This window comes from Neobacillus sp. NPDC093127, assembly GCF_044754175.1.
Taxonomy (GTDB): domain Bacteria; phylum Bacillota; class Bacilli; order Bacillales; family Cytobacillaceae; genus Neobacillus.
Genome location: NZ_JBIVOP010000002.1, coordinates 97,624 through 114,138, shown reverse-complemented (window position 1 = coordinate 114,138; position 16,515 = coordinate 97,624). Strand labels below are relative to the sequence as shown.

The window sequence follows — 16,515 nt, the reverse complement described above, 5'->3', positions numbered from 1 at the left end:
TTATTGAGATGCTCTTTTGGGTGCGTGGGCAGCTTCTATAGCAGAGTTACTTGTTCCGCCGTGACAGGAGGAGCAGCCCTGTTTATCTTCTTTCTGATGCCCGGTTATTGGATCTCCTGCAGCATCTTTTTCACTAAGCTGCCCGGTTTTCCCATAAAGAACGGTCGAGCCATTATGGCAGCTTATACAGAATTTGCGTTCATCAGAAGCGGTCCATGTAGAACCAGTTGTCTTAAACTTATCTTCCGCTTTTAGTTTTACATTACCAAGCTCTTCCCTTAACATCTTACTATTATTGGAACCGTGTGTTTCATGGCATTCTGCACATGGAAGCTGGCCATTTAACGTGCTGCCGCTGTCTTCAGTTGCTTTAATATTATGCAAGGATTCGTTAATATGGGGTTTACTGTAATATTGGTTAATATCTGAAGCCGGTTTATCCCCTTTTTCAACTGCATTTCCTCGATGGCAGCTTAAACATAATGAAAATTCATCTGCTTTTCCCGCTGCAGTACTAGCCTTTTTATAGGTCCGAATATGACTATCGGTAGTGGAAACTGGTTTAAAACTATTTGGATTTTCTAATGTCCCCTGGGTATGTGGATTATGACAACTTGTGCAAGAACTACTTGAGTTTTGATTATGTTGATTGGTTTTTAGTGTCTCTTTATGTTCAACTACCTTTGGCCCAATCTGACTGCCTGAAGTCCCATCATGACAGGTCATGCATAAATTTTCTTCATTGCCAAATGTACCGCCTTCTAGGCTTTCATTCTTTCCGTTATGGGTGCTATGGCAGTATTGGCAAGCATTGGTGACATTTGAATAATTCCCGTGTATATTGAAATCTAATGATCTTTTATGGTCCGGTATATCGGCGAGCTTCATTCCCGGTTCAGTAGAAAAATCTCTTTCATCTTGGTGGTCAGGACTAACCGTAGTAAATTTAAGGAACCTTGGTATGATTTTTCCCGAATCATTTGCAATGTTTGGGTTCAAATAAATATAATAGGTTGTTCTGTGACTAAGCTTCGTTTCGGGTGTGAATGTATAGACAAACGACTTTATGTCATTTGAAATATCAAAAGTGTTTATTAACTTCTCTTTTCCCTTTTCTCCATCTTTTCCTTGTTCTCCGAAAAACGTTATCAAAGGTTGCGTACTAGATAAAGATGCATCACTTCTGATGTCAATTACTATCTGATAACCCACAGGTACCCGAGTCATATCTTCAGCTGGAAGAAAGCCATCCTTCGTCCAATCCTTCTCTTCATTTGCAGGATTATACAACTTCTCTGAACCCTTTGGAGCCAAATACATTTTTGCCATATATGGCCTATTTCCAATTTCCTCAGTAGAGGTTTGAATGGCCACAGGCTTTGAAGTAGAAGATTCTTCATTAGTAGAAGGCTGGCTTGGAGTTACCGTCTCATTAAGGGCAGCCGATTCTGCAACAATTTTCCGTTCGGGCTCAGCAGACTTAACAGTAAAGGATTGATCAATACTATTACTAACTCCATCCTTATCAGTGACGAAAAAGGTCAAAGTATGGGCTCCCTCACTGAAATTCCTTGAATAAGCGAAGTCAGCTTTTTTATCCTCCGGTTTTATGGAAAGCTTCCCATCCAATGTAATATCTTTTGGCTGCTCTGAATCACCCAGCTGTTCGAAAACCTTTATTGTAAGTTGCTCCGGAGCAGTAGAGTCACTGGAAATTTTTCCAGTAAATTCAACCGTTGAAACATTTAACACTGCTCCTTCATCAGGAGTATTCATGGTTATTTCTGGGACACCTGATGCAGAAAGAACGTTTGTTTCAGGAGAATATAAAAGGAGGGAACTAAGAAAAACGCTCCAAATAACGATGTATGTGAATAACTTTCGTTTGACGTTCATCCTTTTCATGATATTCATCCTTTTCTCTTTGCCAAAAAGCAAATGGCTTTTTTATTTGCTAGACGGGCGCTTCCGCTTTTCTTTATTATATCAACTGAATTAACATTAATTATCGTCGTTAAGTTAAATCTTTTTGACAATTTGTCTCCTAGCTGGAATAATAAAACAAGGCAGTAATAATGACTATTACTACCTTGTTTATCTTACATCCGGTTTTTGATGAGCTAACGAATAGTGCGGCTATTTGTTAGCTTTTTTAGCGGATTTTTGTTTTTCCGCTATAATCTCCACCTGGGACTGCAGTAACACCAGGAATTACATGGGTTGATTGGTGACAAGACCAACAAACAGCCATGTTGGTGAACTTCTTATTAGAAGAACCGCCTGCACTTACATCTTTCATGTAATCTTTTGCAACTGCTTCAGTCCAGCCTTTACCACCTTGTGCAGGTGATTTCGTTAAATCAGCAATTGTTTTTCCAGCAGTATCCATTAACGTTGAAATATCTGTACCGTGAGCATAGTGACAAGCTGCACAGTTTCTGCCTTGTGAGCTGGAGTTAGAAGTATGCGTGTAAAGGAAATCATGATTGGTGTTCCCTGGCGCTTTGTCCTTATTACTATTTCTACCAGCACTTCTGCTAGCAGCATAATCATCATGACAAGCTGCGCAGAATTGAGAATAGTTTACTTTATCAGCAGCATCTTTAGGACCAATGGATGTAGTGATTTTTAATCCTGAATTAGTTGTTGATTTATTTATGTCGGCATAAGCAGGATCATCAGTTAAGGCAAGATTAACGGTTTTAATACCATTTTGAGTAGGCACTTTAACTCCATTCACCATTGTATAGGCAAATGGCGTATTACCGATCACATTTTCTTTTAATAATCTGTCATTGACAGATCCATGCGGGTTATGACAGCTTGAACATGTTAATTCGTTTGTATCCTTATTGGTATAGGCACCAGGAGCAGCGCCATTTTTGATTCCTGATGATACATTATGCATGGATTCACTTTCATGGGATTCGCTGAAAATTCCGGCGCCACTTGCTTTTTTGACGTTATAAAAGCCCATTGTACCGTCATGACAGGATAAACACATATCATATTCGGCGTTTTTGAATTTAACTAATTTAGTATCAGCACCATTATGTGTACTATGACAGTTTGCGCAAGAGTTTGTATTGTTTTGGAAATTACCATGTGTCTTGTGTGCATTTACTTGACCAAAGTTATCAACTGTACCGATATTAATTCCTTCTGCTGGATTGCTTGGTGTTGGGGTGAAATTTCCTTCTGCAGACGCCAAGGCAGCAAACATGCTTAGCAAAATTAGCGTTAACAATGCCGAAAAGCCTAATTTAATCTTGCTCATTTCTAAAAACCTCCCAAATTTCTTTCTCTCTCTTTTTTTTTATTTATGTTACTATTCTAAAACGGTCGTTCGTATTTTTTCGCATCACCTCCTTTAATGAAAAAGATAACTAATAGAATACTGAAATTCTTTGGTTAATCGTATCTGTTACAAATATGGAATCACGTTCGTCTATAAATAAGCCGTTAGGTAAGTAAAGCTGGCCGTTGTCTGTTCCCATTCCGCCTAAGACCCGGACTTCTTTTCCATCCTTGTCATAAGCATAGATATTGTGAGATAAATTACTTACTACATACACAATGCCTTTGGAATCAACGCCCACGCCCCTTGGATTAACAAAAATCGGTGACCCTTTTCCATCCGTAGACCCATTAATGATTCTGATAAACTTTCCATCTTTATCAAAAACTTGAACGCGATTATTACCGGAATCAGTGACATAAATATGATTATCTTTATCGACAGCTACCGCGTTAGGAGCAATGAACTTGCCCTCTTCTTGACCAGCGCCGCCAATTTCCATCAATTTTTTGCCTTCTAAATTAAAGACAAACAACTTGTTTTCTTTAATATCGGTAACATACAGCTTTTCATCGTAGATGCGCAATCCTCCTGGCGACTTAATCGCCTTTTCTTGATCAGGGAAGTAGTTAATAAATTCACCTTTGTTATTAAAGATGGAAATGTTGCCATTATATAAATCTGCTACATAAATATTTTCACTTTTATCGCCTGAAATTCCGTACGGGAATTGCAATTGGCCCTTATCTGTCCCTGCTTTCCCAAATTTCAAGACATTATTTCCAGATTGATCAAATACCTGTACTTGATTGTTATTTGTATCGGTAACGTAAATGAGCTCGCCAATTTTGGCAACATCCATTGGTTTATTTAGTGGAACATCGAAGCTGCCATAAAAAGACTGTCTAAATTCAGGTTCACCGCCAACAGGGTTTGCTTTCGCCACGATCGGTTTCAGTGTTGGTCCTAAATCAAAAAAGGTGATGCCCGTGAATAGTGCTGCAGAAAGTACAACCATTGTACTCATCCATATATATACAGTTGTCTTTTTCAATTCTAGTCATCTCCTTTTATTTGCTGTCTTTCGTTTTGGCTGCTAATCTAGTTAACGCTTCTGATGCTGGTTTATAAAGCGGGTCGTAACTCAATGCCTTTTTGTAGAGCTCCTCGGCATCAGTCACTTTGCCTTGATCCTCTGCTACTCTGCCAATCTCAAAGATAATATCATTATTAACTGGCATTAGTTTGTTTGCTTCCTCAAGAGATGCCAGGGCATCTTTGTACATTTTTAGTTTTCGATAAACCATTCCTTCTAATAAATAGCCCTTATAGTCTTTCGGGGCTAATTCTACTGCCTTTTTGGATTGTTTTAGCGCATCGTCATAGCGCTTTTCATCGTTATAGACAACCCCTAAGTTGAAATACGCTCCAACATTCTTCTTATCTAAATCAATAGCGATTAATAATTGTTTAATAGCATCCTCATTCTGAGCTTTTAAATTATAGGAATAACCTAAGTTAACCCGGTGTTCAGGATTATTAGGCTCTTTACTAACCTGGCCTTCATAAAAGGCAATTTGTTGGTCGATTCTGCTTAGATCTTTATTGGACCAAATAAATTTGTCACATACTAAATATCCACCAATCAAGCTTATTAGTAACGTTGCAATGATAAGCGATAATCCCTGCAACTTAGTAAAACGATTTTTTAGTTTCATTTCGCGTGTATTCTTGTTTGATTCAGGCTTTTCGATAATCGGGAGTTCTTGGGCCTCCATAAGGATCCTCCTCCAAAAAGTTCTATTCTTTTGCTAATATGGACTAGCCCAAAGATCTGCTTGGGCTAGTCTTTATTGCTTTTGTGGCAACTTGTGCAAGTTTTTTCCGCATGGCAGGTATAGCATCTTGCTTCCGGTTTCTTCACATTCTCAACAGGAATTGGGTGACGATCACGCCAATTATTCCGATGCTTCATTTGGTGACAGGAAGAACAATTAACCGTGTTGTCACTAGCAGTATTTGATCGATTAGGATCATGACAGGTGTAGCATTTTTCTTCGTTTTTACTTGCTTGTGCTCCATGGCTGCCGATAAACGCTTGCGTATGGCTTGCCGGACGCGTTTTGTGACATGCCTGGCAATAAGTATTTTCTTTTGCATAAGTGTGTTCGTTTTTGTTTGATTGCCCGCTATCTGGGTTTAGATATTTGTCAATCACAGACACTTCTTCATACCCTTCCAACGTCGCTGTTGACATATACTTATGACAGGCATTGCAATTCTTTAAGTCTGTTTTCGCGATGATGCCATGTGTTTTCGTTTGGAAATCGGCTTTTTTATGGCTTTTCGGAACCATTCCAGTCGTGTGGCACGCACTGCATTCCGTGGTAATCTTTCTAGCAATATGGCAATCCATACACGTTTCCATTGTTGGGCGGGTGAATTTCAAATCTGCCATTGCCGCTTTTCCGACCTTACTATCCCATTTATCATAGTCGGTTTTGAAGGTCATATTTCGATCGGCAATTTCCCCATGTGCAACATTGCTATGGCATTGTGTACATTTTATTTTTTTATCCGTATGCTGCTGATGGGGAATAATAAGATCCCCTGATGCTGAGACTTTACGCGTTGACATATTATGACACTTTTCACATTTACTATTTGAAATTTCTTTCGGCATGCGGATGATGGCGGCTGTTGTCACTTGTTCATTTCGTAAACCCTTGATAACTCCGTCTGCTTTATCCTTCGCTATCTGCTTAATCCCAGGCTCGGTATGGCATTTTACACAATCCACTTCACTATGGGTGGAGGCTTTCCATGTATAATACTCTGGTTTCATCTCATGACAGGATGAGCAAAACTTTGAGCTTGAGGTTGCTTCCAGCCCGTAGACTCCGACAAAGAAGAACAGGGCTAGAAAGAACAATGTTAAGGTTGCAATTTTGATTAACATATAGCGATAACGGGGAGGGGACGGCAGCTGTTTTTTCTCTTCATTCATAAAAGCGTCCCTCCAGAATAATGAATTTAATTTGTTTTATCATCTTTAAAACCAGTTCTATGGCAATATTGACAATAAACATCTGTTGGCGCTTTTACATTGGCTGCGTCAGCTTTTGGCTTATCACGATCATGGCAAACAAAGCATTCTGCTTTCTGATCATTTGTTTTTGCATTGCCCGCATGAGATGTTAACCATTGATTACTATCCCCATGCCCTTTAGGACGGTCGGCGTGACAGGCGCTGCAGAACTTATTTGTTCGAGCTTGATCTTTTACCAATGTCATATTCGGTGTATATTTACTTGCTTTTGTTTCTTGCTCTTTCATTTTCAGTATTGACATGATGTCTTCTTTTGGAATTTCTCTTGCCCATTTAGAATCCTGGTGACAGTTCACACATTTATCAAGCTGTTGAACCGCAGTATCACCATGATTTCCACTCCACTCAGCTGCTTGGTGGGTCTTTGGAATTTCCGTTTGTTTGTGGCATGTTTTACATTCCATCGAAATCTTAACGTCTTTATTCTGCTTTCCTATTGCTTGTAAAATAATAGCTTGTGTTTTATCCTTATGGGCTGCTGCCGTTTCGCTTTCCTTCGTTTCCGTTACAGTGGGCTCCCCAGATGCTTTTTTCGTTTGCTCTTCTAGTTTATTCTGGACTTCTTCCGGATTTGGGGGAACGTTATAAGCAACTTCTTTCCATGGCTCTTCGCCATTATTTACCTTGTCATGACAGTCAATACATGATCCCATGTTTGGTCTCAAGTATTTCTCTTCCATTAATTTTTCGGCATTTTCCTTTGTCCAATGACCGCGTACCTCTTCGGTGTTAATTCCGCGAGCAGCGATTTTGGCGTGAACAACCCCTGCATGACAGGTGATACATGGAATATCTTTTTCAATATGGCCTTTATGATTAACCTTCAAATCCCCTGATGCGGTGACGAGTCGATTCTTCGAGTGACATTGTAAACAGTTTTCGTTGGAAACTGCTTCTTCCTCGGTTTGAACAATTTGTTCCGGTATACCTGTTACATGGTAGTAAACTTCTTTCATTGATTTCATTTTGTGCGTGATCATGTTCGTAAACCCAGGCTTAATATGACATTGAACACAGGAAATATTACTATGTGCACTCGCTGTAAACGTTGAATACTCAGGTGCCATCTCGTGACAGCTTGAACAGAACGATGGAGAGTTGGTTAAGGAAAGTACCCCGTATCCTCCACCGAAAACAACAATACAACCAACGAGTGAAACGAATAACAGCTTCCACCGGTTGACTGGATTCTTCCAATCTATATTTCTGAACTTTTGCCAAAGTCTGCGAATCAGGCCAACTTTCTTTTTCTTTTCTCTAGTTTCGGGATCTGTCTCTTTATTTTTCTTTTTCCCCCAAATGGCCACTTAACTCACCCTTCCCATTTTGGTTTTATTCTCTATTTATTTTCCTTTTTAACCTCTCTAAAGGTAGTATCTAACATTGTAAGAGTATAATCCAATGTACAATTTGTGAATATTTTTTCATATTGACCCAACTTCTCTTTCACCCTAAAAACAACTTAATAACGTTGTTATTACAACGTTATATTAGCACTATCTTTATAGTATTAACTTGCATAAAATTGTATTTTAATGCAGTATTATTGATATTTATTCTGTTATCGTTCAATTTTAAAAGCGATTAATCCTGATCGCTATGTATTCTCCATAAAATGCCACCACTCTGTCATATTTGACGAAAAATCGAACATTGTTCAGAATCTATCTGTTATGGAAGAATGTCAATTTCTGCTTCCTCGTTAACATTGTTGTCACTGTATAATGGAAGTGGTAAGATAAATAGGGAAATTATCGAATGATTTTGACAGATTTTTTTGAAAAAGTGAATTCTGACTCTCGAAAAAAAGGAGCGTTCATCAGTGATGGGGATTTTAAATAAAGTATTTGATCTGAACAAACGCGAGCTAAAGCGTTTAGACAAGCTCGCTGTGAAAATTGACGCACTTGCTGCTGAAACGGAAAGGCTGACAGACGATCAGCTTCGTGAAAAAACGGAAGAGTTTAAGACCCGGTATCAAAAGGGCGAAACACTTGATGACTTGCTTGTTGAAGCATTTGCCGTTGTTCGTGAAGGTGCCCGCCGTGTGCTCGGTCTTTATCCATATCATGTTCAATTAATGGGAGGTATTTCTCTTCATGAAGGGAATATTTCCGAGATGAAAACGGGTGAAGGTAAAACGTTAACGGCGACAATGCCGGTGTACCTGAATGCCCTTTCTGGTAAGGGTGTTCACGTTATTACTGTCAACGAATACTTGGCAAGCCGTGACGCATCCGAAATGGGTGAGCTGTATCAATTTTTAGGCTTAACCGTCGGCCTGAATTTAAATAGCATGGACAAGGACGAAAAACAGGCCGCCTATGCCTGCGATATTACCTATGGAACAAACAACGAATTTGGCTTTGATTACTTGCGTGACAATATGGTCCTATATAAGGAACAAAAGGTGCAGCGTCCCCTTTTCTTTGGGGTTATCGATGAGGTTGACTCGATTTTAATTGACGAAGCGCGGACACCGCTGATTATTTCAGGTTCAGCGCAAAAGTCGGCTGTTCTCTATATCCAGGCTAATGCCTTTGTCCGGATGCTGACGAAGGATACAGATTATACGTATGATGAGAAAACAAAGGGTGTTATGCTGACCGAAGAAGGGATTAGTAAAGCCGAAAAAGCATTCGGGATTGAAAACCTGTTTGACATGTCGCATGTAACGTTAAACCACCATATTAACCAGGCATTGAAAGCGAATGTCAGTATGCACCTCGATATTGATTATGTTGTTCAGGAAGGCGAAATCATCATTGTCGACCAGTTCACTGGCCGTTTGATGAAGGGACGCCGCTATAGTGAAGGCCTGCACCAAGCGATTGAGGCAAAAGAAGGCCTTGAGGTTCAAAACGAAAGTATGACGATGGCAACCATTACGTTCCAAAACTACTTCCGTATGTATGAAAAATTGGCTGGTATGACTGGTACTGCCAAAACGGAAGAAGAAGAATTCCGCAATATTTATAATATGAATGTTATTGTCATTCCTACTAATAAACCGATTGCTCGTGACGACCGTCCAGATTTAATTTACTCTTCGATGGATGGAAAATTCCGTGCGGTTGTCGAGGATATTGCTGAGCGTAATCAAAAAGGCCAGCCCGTGCTAGTTGGTACGGTGGCGATTGAAACATCTGAACTGATTTCTACTTACTTGTTTAAAAAGCGGATTCATCATAATGTCTTGAATGCGAAAAATCATGAACGTGAGGCAGAAATCATTGCTGAAGCCGGCCTTAAGGGGTCCGTTACGATTGCCACAAACATGGCCGGACGTGGTACGGACATTAAGCTTGGCGAAGGGGTCATTGAGCTGGGCGGGCTTGCGGTTATTGGTACTGAACGTCACGAAAGCAGACGGATCGATAACCAGCTCCGCGGACGTTCAGGCCGTCAAGGCGACCCAGGTATTACCCAGTTCTATTTATCAATGGAAGATGAGCTGATGCGCCGCTTCGGTTCTGACAATATGAAGTCGATGATGGAAAAACTCGGCATGGATGATAATCAGCCGATTCAAAGTAAGATGGTGTCCCGTGCAGTAGAATCTGCGCAAAAACGCGTAGAGGGTAACAACTTTGACGCTCGTAAACAGCTATTGCAATATGATGATGTACTTCGTCAGCAGCGTGAAATTATTTACACTCAGCGTGATGAAGTGTTAGAATCAGAAAACCTTCGCGACATAGTCCAGAAAATGATCTTAAACTCTATCAAGCGTAATGTCGATGCCCATGCGTCCCGCCATGAGGATGAAGAAGATTGGAACTTGCAAGGGATAGTGGATTTCGTCCACGGATCTCTGCTTCAGGAGGGCGAAATTAGCGTAGAAGACCTTAAGGGCAAGGAGCCCGACGAAATTGTCGACTTTATTTTTGCAAAAGTGAAGGAACGCTATGAGGAGAAAGAGCAAATTCTTTACCCAGAGCAAATGCGCGAATTTGAGAAGGTCGTTACGCTGCGTGCGGTTGACTCTAAATGGATTGACCACATCGACGCAATGGATCAGCTTCGTCAAGGTATCCACTTGCGCGCTTACGGACAAATCGATCCGCTTCGAGAATATCAGCATGAGGGCTTTGCGATGTTTGAGGCCATGGTTCAATCGATTGAGGATGAAGCTGCTATGTACATCATGAAAGCTGAAATCCGCAACAATCTTGAGCGTGAAGAGGTAGCCAAAGGACAAGCGGTGAATCCGAAAGATGATGGCGAACCCGTTAAGAAAAAACCGAAAGTCAACCAAGTTAACGTCGGCCGTAACGATCCATGCATCTGCGGCAGCGGCAAAAAGTATAAGAATTGCTGCGGTGCGGTGAAATAGTCAAACTTTGAAGTTAACACGCTTTATAGCGGCAGCATTGAGTTTATTTTGGGGGCTGGCAAGGACTTGCCAGCTCCTTTTGTGCTTTCATTGGTTTAGATCAATTCTTTAAGGAGGTGTCGTCCTGGAACATCAATCTTTCCATCGGAATGGATTTGAGTTCCAGGCAGAAATGGACTTTAAGGTTACCGTCACACATTCATTAATTTCAGCTCACTCCATACGCGGCCTGTTGGACTCCTATGAGATTACAGATGTTATCAGCTGTGATTTTTTAACACGGGGTTTAAACGATAGTTATGTGATCACAACAGATTCCGAAAAGTATATTTTCAGAGTTTACCGCCATAACTGGCGAACCGAAACCGACATTCTCTTTGAAATCGACGCTCTTAATTATTTGAAAATGGCCGGTTTCCCGGTATCATCTCCGATAAATACAGTGGAGGGAAATTGGATTATTGTCATCCAAGCACCTGAAGGGATTAGATATGGGGTATTATTTACCTATTCCCCTGGCGAAAGACCAATGATTAACCAAGAAAATTGCTCCACACTCGGCAGGTCGTTAGGCGAACTTCATAAGCACACAACTGCGTTCCATCCTGCTCACAGGAGAAATTTCAACTTGGATATGCAGCACCTTTTAGACGAGCCTCTTTCGTACATTTCACCAGTGTTGGAAAAAGTTTTACATCGGGGAAATTCGTTGATAGACACCGTCGAAAAAGTAAAAAGTGAGATTTTGAGCAGAAAGCTTGAATATGGATTTTGCCACGGTGATTTCCACAACTTTAATATGCACATTGACGACCGGAAACTAGAAGTCTTTGATTTTGATTGCTGCAGCATTGGCTATCGAGCATATGATACGGCCGTCTTTTGGTGGAATTTAAAAAATAACTACCCTCACCTCGAAAAAGCTTGCTGGGATGAATTTTTAAATGGGTATCTTAGCCAAAGGAATGTACCAGAAGCGGACTTAAAAAGTTTACCCCTATTTATTTCAGTCAGGAGAATTTGGCTGCTGGGAACAATGTTGAAAAATGAGGATGTTTGGGGGACAAATTGGATTAATGAAACCAATCTAAATCGATTTCTTTTGGATTTAGAGAAGGACCAGCAAATGTTTTGAACAAAGTTCCTGTGTGATTTGTGGATATTCCACAAGATTTTGTGGATAAACAGTATCAACATAGAGTTATCCACATGAGGATAACTCTATGTTGATGGCTTATTCCAACGGTGAAGTCATAAAAAAATGTGATAGTTGAAAAACCTTCAAAGTCCTTTCTTTCAAGAAAAAAACGCCACCCCGGCTAGCGGAGCAGCGTTCCTTACATTATTATTGTGCTTCAATTAAGCCGTAGCGGCCGTCTTTACGTTTGTAAACGACGTTTGTGCGATTTGTGTCTGCATTGTTGAATACATAGAAGTTATGACCAAGCATGTTCATTTGCAGGATTGCTTCTTCACTGTCCATTGGCTTGAGATCAAAGCGCTTTGTGCGGACCACTTCTAATTCGTCTTCATCGACTTCATGAGCCTCTGAATGTTCAGAAACCGCAAAGGTAATTGGAAAGTCACCTTTTTCACGGAATTTACGGTTTACCTTTGTTTTGTGTTTCCGGATTTGACGCTCAAGCTTGTCTGAAACTAAGTCAATCGCCGCATACATATCTACGTTTGTTTCCTCAGCGCGTAAAACTAATTGCGGCATCGGGATGGTTACTTCAACTTTTGAAGTTTTATCTTGATTGAATTTTAGATTCACATTTACCATTGCATCTGGAGCTTCAGTAAAATAGCGTTCTAATTTTGCAATTTTCTTTTCTAAATACTCTCTAATTGCTGGAGTTACCTCGATGTTTTCACCACGAACGTTATATTTCATTTGTGGACTCCTCCTTTTGTTAAGGCTATGTAGTAATAATTCTATTTTACCCTTTGATTATCCTGCTAAATCGGGATAAAAATTTTGTCGAATTATTGACAAAAACATCGGGCAAATAGTGACAATGTTGAAAACAACCTTTGACTTTAGCAGGTGATTTTTACTAAAATGAAAGATTGTTTCTCTTAAGTATAGTATTAAGTGGGGGAATTTTCCACTAAAAAGCTTAAGGAATCGGTTACATTGCTCGCTGCACCTGTAACACCAGAAGTTTTCCGCCTATCTTGCAATCGTCAGTGATTGGATGCTTGCAGCACCTGCCTCTTTCAAAAGTTTTGCTGCATGCCTTAACGTTGAGCCTGTGGTATAAATATCGTCAACAAGGACAATTGTTTTTCCTTCTAAAGATATATTCAGTTGGACTGCGAAGACTTGCGGAAGATGGATACGCTCTGACCTTGATTTTTTCGATTGTTTTTCTGAGTGAAACCGTGTAAGGAATTCTGATGGTGGAAATCCTGATTCTATCAGCAGTGCGGCCGCCTGATTAAACCCCCGCTCAACTAGACGCTCCCTGCTTAATGGAATCGGCACAAGGAAATCAGGGGCTATTCTGGCAAGCTTTTCTTTGAAAAATGGTGCAAACACCTTCGCAAGTACATAATCACCGCGAAATTTAAACTTGGCTATCACTTCTTTTAAAAAATCATTATAGAGGAATAGGGAGTTGTTTTTGTCAAGGAAGCCCTGCCACTCAGGTTCTGACTCCCAGCGCCAGCAGTCATGGCACAAATTTCCATCGCGGAATTTTCCATCCAGCAAGTGAAATGGCCGGTTGCAAATACTGCAGGCTTCTCCGTCGATTTTTTCAAACTTACCATCACATTTGGAACAGATGAAATGTTCTTTTTCTAGTGAGAATAACACCCCCCATCCTATGGCAGGAAGGATTATTTCATGACAGATTAAACAGCGGTCTTGAGGGAATAGATGCATCGATTAATTCACTCCTTTCATTTGAACAATTGATTAGCGGTCAGTGGTTGAGTAAGCCCCGTTTATGGCCCTCGCGATTCATCTCGATTATTTGCCTCCTGGCTTTTAACATCTCATCGGTTTTCCCGTAGTGAAAAAAGGTTATCTTCCCGTTCGGATGATCTTTACTCCGCCCTGCTCTTCCAGCGATTTGCACAAGGGCGCTTTCTGTAAAAATGGTATCTTCCGCGCCGATAACGGCAACATCAATATTTGGAAAGGTGACCCCGCGTTCGAGGATGGTTGTCGTCAACAGCAGCGGGATTTCTTTGGCACGCATTTTTTGGACCTTTTCTTTCCGGTCAGGATCCTCCGCATGTACGGCTTCAATTGTTGGTGCAAACTGACGGAGAATTGGAAGTGCCGTTTCCATCAAAGAGATATGCGGGAAAAAGACGAGTGCTTGTTTATTCGCTTGGATCCGCTCATGTATCCATCTGAGTACATTGGCCGGAAGGCGGCTTTTTTGCAGCTGCTTTCGCCAGTTGCCGCACCAGACAAATTCCGGTACCGGGAGTGGATGGCGGTGGAAGCGAGCCGGGATTGTGATAAAGGCTCTCTTCCCACTGCGGCATTCTCGCTGCCATTTTTCATTCGGCGTAGCTGTCAGATATATCATCGCTGAGACTGGTTTCCGCGCCTGGATAGCGGCATGCTGAAGTGACTCCTCGACTGTAAAGGGAAAGGCATCGACCTCGTCCAAAATCAGCGCATCAAAGGCATGGTAAAAGCGAAGGAGCTGGTGGGTGGTTGCAATCGTGAGCGGCGCAAATAGATGACGGTCTTCGCTGCCGCCGTAGAGTGAGGCAACGGTTATCTCCGGGAATGCTGCCTTCAGTCTTGGCGTGAGTTCGAGGACGACGTCCGTTCTCGGTGTGGCGATGCAGATTCTTTTTTTCGCAGCCAGTGCGGCCTCGATTCCTGCGAATAGAACCTCTGTCTTTCCTGCCCCGCAAACGGCCCAGACCAAGTGCTCTTGATTTTGGTGAATAGCCTCCACCACTCGATTTGATGCCTCCAGCTGCCCCTGTGAAAGTGTCCCCTGCCATTGACTGATTTTTAAGGGGATGGCGGTGTTTGGCACCGGGCCATTCCAGCCGATGAGCGGAGTACATCCACTAATTCTCCCCATCATGATGCACTGGCGGCAATATAGGCAGGTTTCTCCACATCTGGCGCAAGGATAGTAAGCAAACCATTGTTGCTCCTTGTTTCCACAGCGGGCGCATGCCGGCTGTTTTCCTTTGTAAACAATCCCTTGACGGTAAGTAACATATCCATTTTCGTAATGTGATTGAATTTCATTTAGTGGGAATGAAATATCGTTAAGGAGGAGCTGTTTGCCGGTCAGAAGCTGCTGAAGCTTGCGATTGTAGTGGTAGTCAGGGTTGAGCGGCGGCTGCGGGAGGGCTGGGATTTGTGAGATTGGACGTGAGTCTTCGCTTGTGTTGCTTGGGAGTAATATTTCATCTTTTATGGTAAACCACATGTTGCCACCTTCTTTGAGTTTAGTTGATATTTACGATTTTTGGTTTTTCCTGTTGCCGGCAAGTTTAATCTAAAGAGAAACTTTTGCGATGTATGAATGGTTGGAAGGTGCAGGAAGTTGCGAAATTCGAAATTGGTAATCGTTGTGCCAAGTAGGTGGAAGTGGTCACTTAGAGCATCTAAATGAGCATCCTTTGAAGTAGTTTGGCAGACGGTGCAGATCCATTTACCTCTTTTGTATGTCATCGGGATGTGCAGGCATATTTCATTTGGACAGCAAACCCCGCTGCGAATATCTTTTTTTGTTAGGTTGTATTCTTTTAAAATGTTAATCGGTTTTGGACTATGTTGGCTTAAGAGGAATTTTCCTATTTTAGTAATGGTTTCAGAATCAACTCGTTCTTGATTATAACTCTGTTCAAGGTTGTTTATTTTATTTAAAATATCTCTTCCTTTGCAGACTTTGCTGAAATCGGTACGATCACCTGGATTGGTTTTCAAAATTGTTTTGGTTGCGCTTTTGAAAAAGACAAGTTGTTCAATTGGCAGCAGATTGAGTCCATTTTTGACCAGCCATTTTCTAAGCAGGGATTGAAGTCGTTGCGCTTGGACACGCGGGTCCTCAAATGATTCCTCCGTCCTGTCAGCATTTTGACGAATCAGCTGTTTAAAAACATTGTCAAAAACCAATGTACCGAGAATATTTTTTGCTTCGATGATTAGGATAAGGTTTTGCGATAGGAGAAGTGTATCAATTTGAAAGTTAATACCATTGACTTGCAGTTGGAGGTCGTGGAAGATGAGGTATTTTTCTTGTGGAAGTTCTTTTACGTAATTGGCTAATGCAATTTCGCCCCAGTATCCAGCCCACCTTTTGGCTAGATCTCTCTCAATCTCTTGATATTTCCTATGGCCTGATATTAGTCGTCTTTTTAAGATTTCTGTTAAAAAAAGCCTTTGCGGAGGGGTTAGTTCTTTCATATTCAATTTGCTCGTCACTCCTTTTTCTTTCTTGGAAAAATTCTTACCTTGGATGAATTCTGCATTTAAAGGCGAAAATCCTACTTAATTGTCGAAGACTTTGTGAAGTTTTTATGTCATTTATTTATCTGTAAGGGGATTCCGCCAAACTGGATGGGGAGCCCGCCATTATTAGCTGTGATTTTGTTTGCTCGTTCAGGGATTTCGCCAAATCGTGCCGGATTCTCGCCAAACTGGACGGGAATCTCGCCAAACTGCGGATTTATCTCGCCAACTTTGTCATTAATCTCGCCGAACTGACCGTGGATATCGCCAAACCCTTTTTTATTACCTTTTTTATCTGGACTGGACTCCGTTTCTTTGAAGCTTTGCCC

General features: G+C 41.2%; 13 protein-coding genes. 2 read left to right on the top strand and 11 right to left on the bottom strand.

Annotated features, from left to right (window positions below; genetic code table 11):
• The 6 genes from ACIQCO_RS03660 to ACIQCO_RS03635 form a co-directional block, all read right to left on the bottom strand.
• Window positions 1-1,905, bottom strand: coding sequence for a cytochrome c3 family protein (locus ACIQCO_RS03660; RefSeq protein ID WP_400426070.1), 1,905 nt, complete (start codon window positions 1,903-1,905; stop codon window positions 1-3).
• 247 nt (window positions 1,906-2,152) lie between these two features.
• Window positions 2,153-3,277, bottom strand: a complete 1,125-nt coding sequence (locus tag ACIQCO_RS03655) for a cytochrome c3 family protein (protein ID WP_400426068.1) — start codon at window positions 3,275-3,277, stop codon at window positions 2,153-2,155.
• 109 nt (window positions 3,278-3,386) lie between these two features.
• Window positions 3,387-4,352 (bottom strand): 6-bladed beta-propeller, encoded by a 966-nt coding sequence (locus ACIQCO_RS03650; RefSeq protein ID WP_400426066.1) that lies wholly within the window; start codon window positions 4,350-4,352, stop codon window positions 3,387-3,389.
• Window positions 4,353-4,368: 16 nt separating this feature from the next.
• Window positions 4,369-5,076, bottom strand: a complete 708-nt coding sequence (locus tag ACIQCO_RS03645; protein WP_400426064.1) for a tetratricopeptide repeat protein — start codon at window positions 5,074-5,076, stop codon at window positions 4,369-4,371.
• A gap of 65 nt (window positions 5,077-5,141) precedes the next feature.
• Window positions 5,142-6,305: a NapC/NirT family cytochrome c gene (locus tag ACIQCO_RS03640; RefSeq protein WP_400426062.1), complete on the bottom strand. Its 1,164-nt coding sequence runs from the start codon at window positions 6,303-6,305 to the stop codon at window positions 5,142-5,144.
• Window positions 6,306-6,331: 26 nt separating this feature from the next.
• A complete protein-coding gene (locus ACIQCO_RS03635) occupies window positions 6,332-7,714 on the bottom strand; it encodes a NapC/NirT family cytochrome c (protein ID WP_400426060.1) in 1,383 nt (460 codons plus the stop codon).
• Window positions 7,715-8,229: 515 nt separating this feature from the next.
• Here ACIQCO_RS03635 and secA point away from each other — a divergent pair.
• Both secA and ACIQCO_RS03625 read left to right on the top strand, forming a co-directional pair.
• Window positions 8,230-10,743, top strand: a complete 2,514-nt coding sequence (secA, locus tag ACIQCO_RS03630) for a preprotein translocase subunit SecA (RefSeq protein ID WP_400426058.1) — start codon at window positions 8,230-8,232, stop codon at window positions 10,741-10,743.
• Window positions 10,744-10,915: 172 nt separating this feature from the next.
• Complete coding sequence (locus tag ACIQCO_RS03625) at window positions 10,916-11,878, top strand: phosphotransferase enzyme family protein (RefSeq protein WP_400426056.1); 963 nt, start codon at window positions 10,916-10,918, stop codon at window positions 11,876-11,878.
• A gap of 210 nt (window positions 11,879-12,088) precedes the next feature.
• Here ACIQCO_RS03625 and hpf read toward each other — a convergent pair whose 3' ends face one another.
• From hpf to ACIQCO_RS03600, 5 genes are all read right to left on the bottom strand, one after another.
• Complete coding sequence (hpf, locus tag ACIQCO_RS03620) at window positions 12,089-12,637, bottom strand: ribosome hibernation-promoting factor, HPF/YfiA family (RefSeq protein ID WP_400426054.1); 549 nt, start codon at window positions 12,635-12,637, stop codon at window positions 12,089-12,091.
• 279 nt (window positions 12,638-12,916) lie between these two features.
• Entirely contained in the window at window positions 12,917-13,633 is a 717-nt protein-coding gene (locus ACIQCO_RS03615) for a ComFC family protein (protein WP_400426052.1), read from the bottom strand.
• Between the two features lie 40 nt (window positions 13,634-13,673).
• Window positions 13,674-15,161 carry an ATP-dependent helicase ComFA gene (locus ACIQCO_RS03610; RefSeq protein ID WP_400426050.1) on the bottom strand — a complete coding sequence of 496 codons (1,488 nt, stop codon included), beginning with the start codon at window positions 15,159-15,161 and terminating at the stop codon, window positions 13,674-13,676.
• Entirely contained in the window at window positions 15,146-16,141 is a 996-nt protein-coding gene (locus tag ACIQCO_RS03605) for a nuclease-related domain-containing protein (protein ID WP_400426569.1), read from the bottom strand. The genes ACIQCO_RS03610 and ACIQCO_RS03605 overlap by 16 nt, the downstream gene beginning before the upstream one ends.
• A 116-nt stretch (window positions 16,142-16,257) precedes the next feature.
• The coding region (locus ACIQCO_RS03600; RefSeq protein WP_400426048.1) for a hypothetical protein at window positions 16,258-16,515 on the bottom strand (258 nt) is incomplete at its 5' end.